The organism is Pseudomonas sp. S49 (genome assembly GCF_009866785.1).
Classification (GTDB): domain Bacteria; phylum Pseudomonadota; class Gammaproteobacteria; order Pseudomonadales; family Pseudomonadaceae; genus Aquipseudomonas.
The window spans coordinates 6,022,131-6,036,928 of the sequence record NZ_CP019432.1; the positions used below are offsets into that span (position 1 = coordinate 6,022,131).

Annotated in this window: 12 protein-coding genes; 1 reads left to right on the forward strand and 11 read right to left on the reverse strand. The window is 60.8% G+C overall.

The genetic code is table 11. The annotated features are described in order from the left end of the window. Positions 1-151: 151 nt before the first annotated feature. The 10 genes from trpE to PspS49_RS26785 all read right to left on the reverse strand — a co-directional run bounded on the left by trpE (position 152) and on the right by PspS49_RS26785 (position 12,843). Complete coding sequence (trpE, locus tag PspS49_RS26740) at positions 152-1,630, reverse strand: anthranilate synthase component I (RefSeq protein ID WP_127929986.1); 1,479 nt, start codon at positions 1,628-1,630, stop codon at positions 152-154. Between the two features lie 71 nt (positions 1,631-1,701). Beyond that, positions 1,702-2,520 carry a phosphoglycolate phosphatase gene (locus PspS49_RS26745; RefSeq protein ID WP_127929987.1) on the reverse strand — a complete coding sequence of 273 codons (819 nt, stop codon included), beginning with the start codon at positions 2,518-2,520 and terminating at the stop codon, positions 1,702-1,704. Continuing rightward, positions 2,517-3,191 (reverse strand): ribulose-phosphate 3-epimerase, encoded by a 675-nt coding sequence (gene rpe / locus PspS49_RS26750; protein ID WP_007918813.1) that lies wholly within the window; start codon positions 3,189-3,191, stop codon positions 2,517-2,519. Before rpe ends, PspS49_RS26745 begins: the two co-directional genes overlap by 4 nt. A gap of 114 nt (positions 3,192-3,305) precedes the next feature. Beyond that, positions 3,306-4,454, reverse strand: coding sequence for an iron-containing alcohol dehydrogenase (locus PspS49_RS26755; RefSeq protein ID WP_160042060.1), 1,149 nt, complete (start codon positions 4,452-4,454; stop codon positions 3,306-3,308). A 391-nt stretch (positions 4,455-4,845) separates the two neighbouring features. Next, a complete protein-coding gene (locus PspS49_RS26760) occupies positions 4,846-5,670 on the reverse strand; it encodes an ABC transporter permease (RefSeq protein WP_008084123.1) in 825 nt (274 codons plus the stop codon). Between the two features lie 12 nt (positions 5,671-5,682). After that, complete coding sequence (locus PspS49_RS26765; RefSeq protein WP_008084125.1) at positions 5,683-6,930, reverse strand: ABC transporter permease; 1,248 nt, start codon at positions 6,928-6,930, stop codon at positions 5,683-5,685. A 194-nt stretch (positions 6,931-7,124) separates the two neighbouring features. Further along, positions 7,125-8,168 carry an ABC transporter substrate-binding protein gene (locus tag PspS49_RS26770; RefSeq protein ID WP_038363355.1) on the reverse strand — a complete coding sequence of 348 codons (1,044 nt, stop codon included), beginning with the start codon at positions 8,166-8,168 and terminating at the stop codon, positions 7,125-7,127. A gap of 48 nt (positions 8,169-8,216) precedes the next feature. Next, complete coding sequence (locus tag PspS49_RS26775) at positions 8,217-9,341, reverse strand: ABC transporter ATP-binding protein (protein ID WP_038363353.1); 1,125 nt, start codon at positions 9,339-9,341, stop codon at positions 8,217-8,219. A 348-nt stretch (positions 9,342-9,689) separates the two neighbouring features. After that, the gene (locus PspS49_RS26780) at positions 9,690-10,331 is read right to left on the reverse strand and encodes a response regulator transcription factor (RefSeq protein WP_174245090.1); all 642 of its coding nucleotides are present in this window, start codon (positions 10,329-10,331) and stop codon (positions 9,690-9,692) included. Between the two features lie 115 nt (positions 10,332-10,446). After that, the gene (locus PspS49_RS26785) at positions 10,447-12,843 is read right to left on the reverse strand and encodes a sensor histidine kinase (protein ID WP_160042062.1); all 2,397 of its coding nucleotides are present in this window, start codon (positions 12,841-12,843) and stop codon (positions 10,447-10,449) included. Between the two features lie 73 nt (positions 12,844-12,916). Here PspS49_RS26785 and PspS49_RS26790 point away from each other — a divergent pair, with 73 nt between their 5' ends. Further along, complete coding sequence (locus tag PspS49_RS26790) at positions 12,917-13,906, forward strand: alpha/beta hydrolase family protein (RefSeq protein WP_160042064.1); 990 nt, start codon at positions 12,917-12,919, stop codon at positions 13,904-13,906. A gap of 123 nt (positions 13,907-14,029) precedes the next feature. On the opposite strand, the gene PspS49_RS26795 is transcribed toward PspS49_RS26790, so the two are convergent. After that, positions 14,030-14,797: a TerB family tellurite resistance protein gene (locus PspS49_RS26795; RefSeq protein WP_127929992.1), complete on the reverse strand. Its 768-nt coding sequence runs from the start codon at positions 14,795-14,797 to the stop codon at positions 14,030-14,032. Between the last annotated feature and the right edge of the window lies 1 nt (position 14,798).

Genomic DNA, 14,798 nt, shown 5'->3' on the forward strand with positions numbered 1-14,798 from the left:
GGCGCCCTCACAGGCGCCGCTTTTTTATTGCCAAACATATGCCCCCCTGTGGGAGCGAGCCTGCTCGCGAAAGCGCTAAGTCAGCCAACATCAATGGTGACTGACACGGCCTCTTCGCGAGCAGGCTCGCTCCCACAGGGAAGATCAGTGATCAGTCCGGGGTTTGCTCGGCCAGGGCCACAGCGCGGAACATCGCGCGGCGCTTGTTCAGGGTCTCTTCCCATTCCAGCGCCGGCACCGAGTCGGCGACGATACCGCCACCGGCCTGCACATGCAGTTCGCCGTTCTTGATCACCGCCGTGCGAATCGCAATCGCGGTGTCCATGTTGCCGTTCCAGGCGAAGTAACCGACCGCGCCGCCGTAAACACCACGCTTGACCGGCTCCAGTTCGTCGATGATTTCCATCGCGCGAATCTTCGGCGCACCCGACAAGGTGCCGGCCGGCAGAATCGCTCGCAACGCGTCCATCGCCGTCAGCCCTTCTTTCAACTGGCCGGTGACGTTGGAGACGATGTGCATCACGTTGGAATAACGCTCGATGACCATTTTCTCGGTGAGTTTCACCGAGCCGATTTCCGAAACGCGCCCGGTGTCGTTACGGCCCAGATCGATCAGCATCAAGTGCTCGGCGATCTCTTTATCGTCCGACAGCAGGTCTTCTTCCAGCGCCACATCGGCTTCTTCGGTGGCGCCACGTGGGCGAGTACCGGCGATCGGGCGCACGGTGATCAGGTTGTCTTCAACGCGCACCAGCACTTCCGGCGAACTGCCGACAACGTGGAAGTCGCCGAAGTTGAAGAAGTACATGTACGGCGTCGGGTTGAAGCAACGCAGGGCGCGGTACAGATCGATCGGTGCAGCCTTGAAGTCGATCGACATACGCTGCGACGGCACAACCTGCATGCAGTCGCCAGCAAGGATGTACTCCTTGATGGTGTCGACGGCTTTTTCGTAATCGTCCTGGGTGAAGCTGGAACGGAACACCGGATCAGCCGATTGCTGTTTGCTGAAGTCCAGGCCTCGGCGTGGGGTGATCGGCTGGCGCAGTTTTTCCAGAAGTGCCTGCAATTGCGCCTGACCTTGTTCGAAGGCATCCGCCTGCGCAGGGTCGGCCAGCACGATCGCGTGCATCTTGCCGGCGAGGTTGTCAAAAACGACGACCGCGTCGGAGACCATCAACAAAATGTCAGGCACGCCCAGTGGATCCGGGTTCGGGCACTTGCCCAGACGCTTCTCGACATAACGCACGCAGTCGTAACCGAAATAACCGACCAGGCCACCGTTGAAACGCGGCAGACCGGCAATGGTCGGCACGTTATAGCGAGCCTTGAAGGTTTCGACGAAGGCCAGCGGATCTTCCACGTCGTGGCTTTCGGTCTCGACGCCATCAACGGTGATGCTGACGTGATGATCGTGAACCCGCAGCACGGTGCGGCACGGCAGACCGATGATCGAATAGCGGCCCCACTTCTCGCCGCCCTGCACCGATTCGAGCAGGTAGGAGTTGGGCTGGTCGGCCAGTTTCAGGTAGATCGACAGCGGCGTGTCGAAGTCGGCCAGGGTTTCGCAGGCCAACGGAATGCGGTTGTAACCGTCAGCGGCCAAGCGCAGGAATTCTTCGCGGATCATAAGGTGCCTCGTGGTGTGAGGGGCAAATCAGTCAGGTATGCAAACGCGCCGGCAGGCCGGCCAGGAACAAGTCAGGCGCGCCAACGCCAGCGGGCCAGGGCCTTGATGACTTTCATCCAGAGTTTGCGAGTGACCACCACGATGGCGTTTCCAGAATGGGATTGAGAAGCGTCGGGCAACGTTATCTCAGCGGCCGTACCGAGGCAACCGGGAATTAGCTTGCGCAGATCGTCGATCACCAGCGCCGGGGATTCCTCGGCAATCGGTCGGCCATGGTTGTAGCCGTAACTCAGCGCCACGCATTTGACTCCCGCCGCTTTCGCCGCCAGCACGTCGCTGCGCGAGTCGCCGACGAACAACGATTGCGAGGCCGGGATGTTGGCCATTTTCATCACGAAGAACAGCGCCGCCGGATCAGGCTTTTTCTGCGGCAGGGTATCGCCACCGATGATCCACTTGAAGTAGCGGCCGATCTTCATCTGATCCAGCAACGGCGCGACGAAACGCTCCGGCTTGTTGGTGATCAGCGCCATGGCCACGCCTTGCTTGTGCAGCCACTTGAGGGTGTCGCGCACGCCGGGATAGACCACGGTCAGCTCATGGCTGGCGCCGTAGGCTTGCATGAACACTTCCAGCGCACGCTCGGCTTCGACGTCATCCACGGCTGAATGATCAATGCCACCGGCCAACGCGCGGCGCACCAGCACCGGCGCGCCGTTACCAACCCACTCGCGCACCGAATCGATGCCCGCCGGTTGACGGCCAAGGGTGAGCAGCATGTTGTCCACCGCCGCTGCCAGGTCCGGAACCGAGTCGATCAGCGTGCCATCCAGATCGAACATCACCAGCCGTGGCAGTTTCCCCGGGAACAGCTGCTCGAACCCGCTCATGGGCGCGCCAGCGCCAGTTCGGAGCGCATCTTGTCGATGACTTCCTGATAGTTCGGCGCGTTGAAGATCGCCGAGCCGGCAACAAAGGTGTCAGCGCCAGCGGCGGCGATTTCGCGGATGTTGTTGACGTTGACGCCGCCGTCGATTTCCAGACGAATGTCACGACCCGAAGCATCGATGATCGCCCGCGCTTCGCGCAGTTTGTCGAGGGTGCCGGGAATGAACTTCTGCCCGCCGAAGCCCGGGTTGACGCTCATCAGCAAGACCATGTCGACCTTGTCGATCACGTACTTGAGCACGTCCAGCGGGGTTGCCGGGTTGAACACCAGACCGGATTTGCAGCCGCCTTCACGGATCAGTTGCAGCGAGCGATCAACGTGCAGCGTGGCTTCCGGGTGGAAAGTGATGTAGGTAGCGCCGGCCTCGATGAAGTCGCCGACGATGCGGTCCACCGGGCTGACCATCAGGTGCGCGTCGATCGGCGCGGTGACGCCGTACTTGCGCAATGCCGCACAAACCATCGGACCGATGGTCAGGTTCGGCACGTAGTGGTTGTCCATGACGTCGAAGTGAACGAAGTCGGCACCCGCGGCCAGAACGTTGTCGACTTCCTCGCCGAGGCGGGCGAAGTCGGCGGAGAGAATCGACGGAGCAATTACGAAGGGCTGCATGACGCACCTTTTCTGAGCTAAATCACGATGGCGCGCATTGTATACCTCAAGTTTCCAAGCGCGCACCGTGACCGCGATGATTGGGTTGTGCCATGACGGAGGACGGGCGCTGACTCAATACGCCGTGCGGTAGATCTTCTCGATGTCCCCAGCGCTGAGTTTGCGCGGATTGTTGCGCATCAGGCGCTCGATCCCCGCCGCTTCCACGGCCATCGCCGGGATCGCTTCTTCCGGCACGCCGAAACTACGCAGTCCGGCCGGAATTTCCACGGCTGCGCACAGATCGCTCATTGCCTGCACGGCTTTGTCCGCTGCTTCGGCGGCGCTCAGATGAGCGGTCTTCACCCCCATGGCTTCGGCGATATCCTGCATGCGCTCAACGCAGGCCATCTTGTTCCAGGTCATGACGTACGGCAGCAGCAACGCATTGCTCACGCCATGGGCGATGTTGAAACGCCCGCCCAGCGGATACGCCAGCGCATGCACCGCGCCGACCCCGGCATTGCCGAACGCCATACCGGCCATCAGGCTGGCGGTGGCCATGTCTTCGCGCGCTTGCAGGTTGCCGCCGTTGGCATAGGCCTTGGGCAGGGCTTTGGCGATCAGCTTGATGGCACCGATGGCCAGGGAGTCAGTGATCGGCGAGGCATTCACCGACAGGTAGGATTCGATGGCGTGCACCAGTGCGTCGACGCCACTGGCGGCGGTGACGCTGCGTGGGCAGGTCAGGGTCATTTGCGGGCTGACCAGCGCCACGTCCGGCAAGAGATAGTCGCTGACGATGCCTTTCTTCAATTGCGCGACTTTGTCCGAGAGGATCGCGACGTTGGTCACTTCGGAACCGGTGCCGGCGGTGGTCGGGATGGCGATCAGCGGCGGGCCTTTGCGCGGCACCTGATCGACGCCGAACAGATCTTCAAGTGCGCCGTGGTAACCGGCGTAGGCCGCGACACTTTTGGCGATGTCGATGGCACTGCCGCCACCGAGACCGATCAAGCCGTCGTGCCCGCCTTCGCGGTAGACACGCATGCAGTCTTCGACGATGGCGATTTCCGGGTCTGGCAGTACGCGGTCGAAAATCTCGTAGTCGCGACCACCGAGTTGCACCAGTGCCAGCTCTACCGTGCCGGATTTGACCAGCGCGGCATCGGTGACGATCAATGGGTTGTCGATGTCGAGGCGTGTGAGTTCGGCGGCCAGTTGTTCGATGGCGGCGGCGCCGGTGATCAGTTTGTGAGCGATTTTGAACTGGGACAGACTCATCGTGCGCAGCCTCTTATAGATGTGGGAGCTGGGCACAAGATTAGCTGGGGATTTGGGGTTGTCTGCTATTCAGGTGGTGAATGACCTATCGAGGGCAAGAGCAAGAGCCCCTCACCCTAGCCCTCTCCCAAAGGGAGAGGGGACTGACCGAGTTGTACTCTCGAAGTACACCGACCTGAATTACCGAGTCGAACTCAGGTTTTGAAAAGCACAACGATCTGCTCCCTTCCCCCCGAAGGTAAAAAGACTGACCGAGGTGGATGGGAGAGGTGCACCGACTTGCGATATCGAGTCAAACTCAGGTTTTGAAAATCATGAAGATCTGCTCCCTTTCCCCCTCGCCCCCTTGGGGGAGAGGGCTGGGGTGAGGGGGTGGCTCTTGATCTGGCCCTTAAACCTGAGCCGTACGCAGTTTTTCGCTACGACCCCGTAGCCATTCCAGGGTCAGCAGCAGGATGACCGAGAAGGCGATCAGCAACGTAGCCGCAGCCGCAATCGTCGGGCTAAGGTTCTCGCGAATCCCGCTAAACATCTGCCGAGGCAACGTCGCCTGCTCAGGCCCGGCAAGAAACAACGTCACCACCACCTCATCAAACGAAGTCGCAAACGCGAACAGCGCCCCGGAAATCACCCCCGGCGCAATCAGCGGCAAGGTCACCCGACGAAACGCCGTCAGTGGCGAAGCACCAAGACTCGCAGCAGCCCGCACCAGATTGTGATTAAACCCCTGCAACGTCGCCGATACCGTGATGATCACAAACGGCACGCCCAACACCGCGTGCACCACGATCAACGAGAAGAAGCTGTTGCCCAATCCCAGCGGTGCGAAAAACAGATAGCTCGCTACACCAATGATCACCACCGGCACCACCATCGGCGAAATCACCAGCGCCATTACCAGCGCTTTACCGGGGAAGTCACCGCGAGTCAGGCCAATCGCCGCCAGCGTGCCAAAGATCATCGCCAGCACCGTCGCCGCCGGGGCAACGATGATGCTGTTCTTCAACGCTCGCATCCATTCCGCCGAGGCGAAGAAGTCGTGATACCACTGCAGCGAGAAACCCTGCAGCGGATACACCAGAAAACTGCCCGAGTTGAACGACAGCGGAATAATCACCAGCACCGGCAGAATCAGGAACAACAGAATCAGGCCGCAAAGGATCCGCAGGCTGTAGAACCACACCCGTTCAATGGGCGACATGTAAGGACTCAGCATCTCGAATTCCCCTTAGCTCAGGCGCAGGCGACTGGCGCCGACCAGCCAGCTGTAAATCAGATAAAGCACGACAGTCGCCAGCAACAACAGCCCGCCCAGTGCGGTGGCCATGCCCCAGTTGATGCTGGTGTTGGTGTAGAAGGCGACGAAGTAGCTGACCATTTGATCGTTCGGGCTGCCGAGCAGCGCCGGGGTGATGTAGTAGCCAATGGCGAGGATGAACACCAACAGGCAACCGGCGCCGACACCGGCATAGGTCTGCGGGAAGTACACCCGCCAGAAACTGGCAAACGGATGGCAGCCAAGGGAAATCGCGGCGCGCATGTAAGTCGGCGAGATGCCTTTCATCACGCTGTAGATCGGCAGGATCATGAACGGCAACAGGATGTGCACCATCGAGATGTACACGCCGGTGCGGTTGAACACCAGTTCCAGCGGTTTATCGATGATGCCCATGGCCATCAGGCCACTGTTGATCAGACCGCCCGATTGCAACAGCACGATCCATGCGGCGACACGCACCAGAATCGAGGTCCAGAACGGCAACAGCACCAGAATCATCAGCAGATTGCTTTGCCGCGATGGCAGGTTTGCCAGCAGGTAGGCCAGTGGATAGGCGAGCAGCAGGCAGATCACGGTGATCACCAGGCCCATCCAGAAGGTGCGGGCGAAGATGTCGAGGTAGATCGCCTGATCCGGGGTGGCCGGGGCGATTTCGCCGAGGTCGTCGATGCGGTGGTCGACGGACGCCAGCAGGTAATACGGGGTGATGCTGCTGGTGTTGCGTTTGACCGCCTGCCAGTAGGCGGGGTCGCCCCAACGTTCGTCGAGTGCTTCCAGGGCTTCTTTATAAGAGGCCGGTTCGCTGGCGAACGGCAGCGCCCGGGCGGTTTTGGTCAACAGGCTGCGATAGCCGGCCAACTCCATGTTCAAGCGCTTGGACAAATCGCCCAGCGTCTGGTTTTTGCGTGCTTCGGCGAGGTCTTCGCCGGCGGCTTTATAGACCGGTTCAGCGGGCAGGCCGCGGCCGTCCCAACTGGCGATGGCCGCCACGGTGCGCGGCATGCCGCCGACCACTTCGGGATTGCCGACGCTTTTGTAGAGCAGCGCCACGATCGGCACCAAAAACACCAGCAACAGAAACAGCACCAGCGGCGCAATCAGCGCTTGAGCCTTCCAGCGGTTGACCCGCTCGGCGCGCTTGAGCTTCTGCTTCAAGGTGGGGCTGTTGCCCTCGTTCAGGGGAACGGCGATGGCCATGACGTACTCCGCAAATCTTTGATCGTTACAGAGGTGGCGAACCACCGCTGTTGTGTTGAAACACAGCTACCTGTGGGAGCGAGCCTGCTCGCGAAGAGGCCAGCACATTCAACATCTATGCTGGCTGATCTACCGCTTTCGCGAGCAGGCTCGCTCCCACAGGGGTGGGCAAGCCCACCCTCACCAGGCTCGGCTTATTTCGCAGCCCAGGAGTTGAAGCGCTGCTCCAGTTGCTCGCCGTTGTCAGCCCAGAAGCTGACGTCGATCTGCACCTGGTTGGCGATGTTTTCCGGGGTGGTCGGCATGTCTTTCAGGACATCCTTGGCCAGCAGCGGCACAGCCTGGGTGTTGGCCGGGCCGTAGGCGATGTTTTCCGAGTAGGTCTTCTGTTGCTGCGGCTGTACCGAGAAGGCGATGAATTTCTTCGCCGCTTCCGCGCGCTTGGCGTCCAGACCTTTCGGGATGGCCCAGGCGTCGAAGTCGTAGATACCGCCGTTCCACACCACTTTCAGGTTGGATTCTTTCTGCACGGCAGCGATGCGACCGTTGTAGGCCGAGCTCATCACCACGTCACCGGAAGCGAGGTATTGCGGCGGTTGCGCGCCGGCTTCCCACCATTGGATGCTCGGCTTCAGCTCATCAAGTTTCTTGAAAGCGCGATCCTGGCCACCCTTGCTCGCCAACTCTTTGTAGACGTCTTTCGGCGCCACACCATCGGCCATCAAAGCGAATTCGAGGGTGTACTTGGCGCCTTTACGCAGGCCACGTTTGCCCGGGAATTTCTTGGTGTCCCAGAAATCCGCCCAACTGGTCGGTGCGGTTTTCAGCTTGTCGGCGTTGTAAGCCAGTACGGTCGACCAAACGAAGAAGCCAACACCGCAAGGCTGAATCGCGCCTTTTACGTAGTCTTCAGTCTTGCCGAACAGCGCCGGGTCGAGTTGTTCGAACATGTCCTCGTCGCAGCCACGGGACAGCTCTGGCGATTCGACTTCGACCAGATCCCACGACACGCTCTTGGTGTCGACCATGGCTTTGACCTTGGCCATTTCACCGTTGTATTCGCCGGCGACGATCTTGCCGTTGCCCGCCGCTTCCCACGGTGCATAGAAGGCTTTGACTTGCGCGGCCTTGTTCGCCCCGCCAAACGACACCACGGTCAAATCCGGGCCAGCGGCCATTGCGCTGGCCGCACCCATCAGGCCCAGGGTCAGGGCGGTGAACTTCAGGGATCTCAACATTTATTGTTCTCTCCACGTGCAGGGTTGGTGTTGGTATTGCCGGGGCGATCAGTTCGCCTCTAAAAGCGGGTCAAGCGCGCGAACGTGCTCGACCTGCCAGCCAAGCGGTACCACGTCACCGACTGCGAGCGCGGGATCGAGCTCGGCAATCGGCTGTTTCACGAAGAAGTCGGTCTTGCCGCAGACTTCCAGGCGCACCCGGACGTGGTCGCCCAGATAGATGAATTCCGCCACCCTCCCTGAGAAGCGGTTAACGCATTGATCGCTCGAACCGTTGAGGCTGACACGCTCCGGACGGATCGACAGGGTCACCGGTTCGCCGGTCTGGCCGACATTGACCGCCAGCGCCTCGACCTTTTCGCCACGACCCAACTCGACCACGCAACGCTCGCCGCTCTGGCTGAGCAAGCGGCCGTTGAGGCGGTTGTTTTCGCCGATGAAATTGGCGACGAAGGTATTTTTCGGTTCTTCGTAAAGGGTGCGCGGCGGGGCGATCTGCTGAATTTCACCCTGATGGAATACCGCAACACGATCGGACATGGTCAGCGCTTCACCCTGATCGTGGGTCACGTAGACCACGGTCACGCCGAGGCGCTGGTGCAGGTGTTTGATTTCCATCTGCATGTGTTCACGCAGTTGTTTGTCGAGGGCGCCGAGGGGTTCGTCCATCAGCACCAGTTGCGGTTCGAACACCAGCGCGCGGGCCAATGCCACACGTTGTTGCTGACCACCGGACAACTGCGCCGGATAGCGCGAGGCGAACGCGTCGAGCTGAACCATGCTGAGGACTTTTTTCACACGGTCGCTGACGTCGCTTTTGTTCAGGCCACGGACGGTCAGCGGGAACGCGAGGTTTTCCGCTACGGTCATGTGCGGGAACAACGCGTAGTTCTGGAACACCATGCCGATGTCGCGTTTGTGCGGCGGCACGTTGTTGATCGAGCGCCCGGCCAGCAGAATCTCGCCAGCGGTCGGTGTTTCGAAACCGGCGAGCATCATCAGGCTGGTGGTCTTGCCGGAACCGGACGGCCCGAGCAGGGTGAGAAATTCGCCTTTGCGAATGTCCAGGTTGAGGTCTTTGACGATCAGGTTCTCGCCGTCGTAGCTCTTCTGCACTCCACGAAAGCTGACCAGCACATCACTGGCCCCTGCGTTTGTATCGACCTGGCTCATACCCACACCTTTGTTGTTGATGACTGCTTGTGGGTTAAGCCTAGTGGCTGCTGACAGCCACGCAAATCGGGGCGCAGGAGAGAATCGCCTCAGCCGGGTGGAAGGTTGGGGGTAGGGATTGCCCTACAAGGATGGCGCTAATGGATAAGGCAGTGGCAAGGGGCAAGCTGCGAGCCACATGCAATGGCAAAAACGCGTGTCGCTTAGGGATATGCGCACAATCCGGATCCAAAGCAGATCCCTTGTGGGAGCGAGCCTGCTCGCGAATGCGGTGGGTCATTCAGCTTATTCGGTGACTGTTACACCGCTTTCGCGAGCAGGCTCGCTCCCACAGGGGAACAGTGCTGATCAGAGAAGTTTGTGTTCCATCGCGTATTTGACCAGTTCGGCCAGCGAGGTGATGTTGAGTTTCTGCATCAGCCGCGCTTTGTGGGTGCTGATGGTCTTGCTGCTCAGGGCCAGTTGCTGGGCGATGTCGTTGACGTTGGCGCCTTGGGCCAGGCGTTCGAACACCGAGAACTCGCGTTCGGACAACAACGAATGCAGCGGCCGCGCATCAGTCAGACCGACTTCAAACACCATGCGATCCGCCAGATCCGGATCAATGTATCGCCCGCCGGCCGCGACTTTACGAATGGCGGTGAGCAACAGCGCCGGATCACTGTCCTTGGTCGCATACCCGGCCGCGCCAACCTTCAGCGCCCGCGCGGCCATCTGCGCTTCGTCGTGCATCGACAGCACCAGAATTGCTGGCGGATTGTTCAACGCACGGATGCGCGGGATTGCTTCGAGGCCATTGACGCCGGGCATGGAGATGTCGAGCAAGACCACTTCGCATGGCACGCTACGCAAGGTTTCGAGCAGTTGCTCGCCATTGCTCGCCTCGCCCACCACTTGCAGATCCTTGGCCAGGCCGATCAATTGCTTGATGCCCTCGCGGACGATGGTGTGGTCTTCGGCTACCAGTACACGGATCACGGTTTTCTCCATTGTTCGAATTCAGCACCAGCATCATTCGCGAGCAAGCTCGCTCCCACATTGGAATGCATTTCTCTGTGGGAGCGAGCTTGCTCGCGAAGAGGCCTGCGCCGACACCACAAAACCCTCAGACCTCACTCACCGGCACCCGCACCATCAGACTGGTGCCCTCCCCCGGCTCACTCTCCAGCGTCAACCGCCCGCCCATGATCAGCACCCGCTCGCGCATGCCAACCAGTCCAAACGAAGTCGGCCGACCGGCAGCGGCGACGAATCCTACGCCATCATCACTGACCGTCAGACACAATTCGTCGCCTTCCAGCGCCAGCGTCAGTTCCACAGTATGCGCCTGAGCATGGCGCATCACATTGGTCAGCGCCTCCTGCAGGATCCGGAACAGGCCAATCGCCTTGGCATCACTGAGCGCCGGAAGATTGTCCGGCACCTGTACCAGACACGGAATCTGCGTCCGCGCTTCAAACCGCCGCGCCTGCCATTCGATCGCCGACGCAATCCCGGCATCGAGAATCGGTGGTCGCAGCGCCGTCGCCACATCGCGCACCAATTGGAACAACTGGGCGATCAAGCGTTTCATGCTGTTGAGGCGTTCGTTAAGACCGGGATCAAGTTGTGCGTAGGCCAGTTCGCACATCGATGTTTCCAGTTTCAGCACCGTGAGCATCTGCCCCAATTCATCGTGAACCTCGCGGGCAATTCGCGCCTTCTCTTCCTCTCGCACGCTTTCAAGGTGGGCCGACAGTTCGCGCAATTGCTCACGAGAGGCGGCCAGCTCCAGCTCGATACGCTTGCTCTCGGTGATGTCCCAAACGATGCCGTCCCACACGTAGGCGCCATCCTCCAGTTGCCGGGTGATCGCCTTGATCTCGGCCCAGCGCTGCTCGCCCTGACGCGTGAGGATTCGGCCCTGCCATGACCAGTCGCTGTCGGTGTCCAGCGCCTGATCCTGGGTGCGGTGGTAACTGGCCTTGTCATCCGGATGCACCAGACTGCGCAGACCCATGTCGCGATGAGCGATGACGGCCGGTGCGTAGCCGACCAGACTTTCGCTGCCTTCACTGATGTAGGCAAAGTCGATCTGCCCGGTCACCGGCGCGCGCTCCAGACGGAACACCAGTCCCGGTACGTTGGCGGCGATGCCCTGCAGACGCGCCTCGCTTTCCTGCAACGCCGCCACGGCGCGACGGCGTTCGGTGACGTCGGTGAGATAAACCACCAGATACTCACTGTCACGAAAACGCAAGAAACTCAGCGAGACATCCGCCGGCAAAACACTGCCATCGGCACGCACGCAACTGGTCTCGAAACTCAACGGCCCTTCTTCACTGGCGCGCGCGCGCTTCCACAGGTTGAGCCAGCGATCCATGTGCAGGCCCGGCTCGAAGTCGATCAGCGGTCGCTCGATCAACCCGCCCGAGGGGTAACCGAGCATGACTTCGGCTGCACGATTGGCGTAGCGCACATGGCTGTCCCAGTTGACCCAGAGGATGCCGACGGTGCTTTGATCGATAGAGAACTGCGTCAACCGCAGCGCTTCTTCGCTGGCCGCGCGCAAGGCGATGTCTTCCCGGGCGGCCAGCAGTCGCTGTTCGAGACTGTGCTGTTGGCGGCGCTGCCAGAACACGATCGCGACACAACTCAACAGCATTACCGCGAACAACAGGCTGAGGTTCTGCCAGAACCCCGGCGACTCCGACAGCCGCGGATATTTCGGTTGCAACCATTGGCTGTGCAACTGCTCCAGATCCTTGGCCGGAATCGCGCGCAAGGCACTTTGGACGATGCCCGCCAACTCTGGCCAATCGCGGCGCGAGCCGACGCGCAGCAGTTGCGGCAGGCCGATATCACCAACGACTACCAGTCCGGCGAACTCCGGCTCTACCGACAACCGTCCGAGTTGTGCCTCGTCGACCACGGCGTAGGCAGCCTGCTGACTCAACAGCAACTGCAAGGCCTGACGCTCCAGCGGCACACCTTGCAGGTTCAGATGCGGATAGTTGCCGCGCAGATAGTCGGCGGTGCTGCTGGGCATGCGCACGGCGACGCGGACCTGGCTGTCGAGTTTCTCCAGATCGATCACCGCACTGGCCTTCTGGTCACTGACCACCAGTTGCGGCACGCGCATGTAAGGGTCGGAAAACTGCCACAGACGCAACGCACTCGGGGTCTGGCTCAGGCCCGGAGCAATATCGACCTCGCCCTCGCGCACGGCGGTTTCCAGTTGCCCGAGGTCCTGAAAGTTGCGCCAGCTCAGCTCGACATTGAGCGTCTTGGCCAACAACTTCATCAGCTCGACGTTGGCCCCCGACAGCCGCTGCAAGCGCCGGTCGTATTGCGCATACGGGGCTTGCAACACCAGACCGACGCGCAATTCATTGTGTTGCGCCAGCCATTGCTGCTGGCTCGCCGACAACTGTGCAAGATGTGACGGCGGCGCAGGCGCCGCCCAGCCCATCAAGGGAAACCACAAACAGCCGATAACCCACAGGCAGCAAAATCGCTTCATTGAAGTCTCATACACTGACAAATTCTGACCAACCCATTAGGCTGCCGGGATACTTTCTGGCCTGGAATAACCGATGCCCTCTGTCTACCGCCTGGCAATGCCAGCATTGTGCCTGTCGCTGATTCTGCCTTGTGCGTTTTCCGTCGAAGCCGCCGATCCGGCACCTGCCGCCACCGCAGAAAAGCCGGCCGAAGAAAAACCCGCCGAACGCCAGCCACTGCTTGAGCGTAGTCAGGAAGAAGCCGCCGCACTGCAACGTAAGGTCCCGGCGCAAGAACAGCAACAATTACAGGCCGGCAGCGACACCTTTCTCGCCCTGTGGAAACCGGCCAACACCGCCGAGCCCAAAGGCGCGGTGATCATCATCCCTGGCGCTGGCGAAACCGCTGACTGGCCACAGGCGATCGGCCCATTGCGACAAAAACTGCCTAACGCCGACTGGAGCAGTCTGAGCATCACGCTGCCTGATCTGCAAAGCGATGCCATTGCCCCGCGCGTCGTCGAAGCAGCTGCCGCGCCGAAGGCACCGGAAAGCGGCAGCAAGGACGCCACCACCGCGCAGCCAATCGAACAGGCGGCGGGTGGTGAAGCCGAAGTCGCCGATCAGGTCGTTGCCGAGACCACCGAAGAACAAGCCAAGGCCGATGCCGAGCGTATCTTCGCGCGGATCGACGCGGCGATTGGCTACGCCGAACAGCAAAGTGCACGCAGCATTGTCGTACTCGGCCACGGCACCGGTGCCTATTGGGCCGCGCGCTATTTGACTGAAAAACAAACCGCGCAGATCGAAAAATTTGTCATGGTCGATGCGCAGGCACCGGCCAAAGCCAAACCGGCATTGGCGGAACTGACACCGACATTGAAATTGCCGACCGCGGATATTTTCTACATGGACAAGCCGCTTGATCGCAACGCAGCGCTGGAGCGCATGCAGGCGAGCAAGCGCTTGAAGACATCGGCGTTCAGCCAGGTCGCACTCAAGGCCTTGCCGGATAACAAGGCTGAACAGGAACAGCTGTTCCGCCGGGTGCGTGGCTGGTTGAATCCGCAGAACCCGGACTGATCGGTAAACCGCGTCGCCCCCTTCGCGAGCAGGCTCGCTCCCACATTGGATCTGCGTACACAATCCATTGTGGGAGCGAGCCTGCTCGCGAAGGGGCCATCACCGGCAACACAGCGCTAACGACTAGCGAAAATCCCGCCGCTCACGAATCAACGTGTAGGCATTGTGCAGCTCGCGGGTTTTATCGGTCGCCTCACGCACCTGCGCTGGCGTCGCCCCCGTACCGGCAATCTTGTCCGGGTGATGACGACTGAGCAGGCGCCGATAAGCGCGCTTGATCTGCGCCGGCTCACTGGACGCCGACACGCCGAGCAAGCGCATCGCCTCTTGATAGCTTACCGCCGCGCTGACGATCGGCCGCTTGCCCGGCTCGTAATCGTTGGCCAAGGCCTGCACCTGATGCGCCGTCCAGCCCAGCCACTTGCCCCACTGCGCCAGCAACTCACGTTCACTGACGCCCGCGCGACCATCGGCCCAGACCATTCGCCAGCAGGCGCGCAATACGCCTTCGGCAGCATGCGGTTGCGTACTCAGACGCCGCAGATAACCGCGCAGACTGTCACTGCCGGACTTGCCGCGATTGAACGCGGCAATCGCCCGACGAGTTGCCGGCTCACTCATTTCCAGCGCACGCATCTCGTTGCGCGCCTGCTGGATGTGCCCGTCGGTGACCCGACCGTCGCTCTTGGCCAGACGGCCGAGCAGCACAAACAGCAACTCATCGTTGCGCAGCATCGGCCGGCCGCCGAGTTTTTCCCGCAAATGCCCCCAGCTCTGCAAGTGCAGACGCCGATCCAGCGCTTGCCCCAACAATGCCCCAAGCATGGCCCCCGGAATGCTGGCAATCGCAAAACCCGCTCCGGCTCCAATCAGAGTCCCTGGCCACAACATG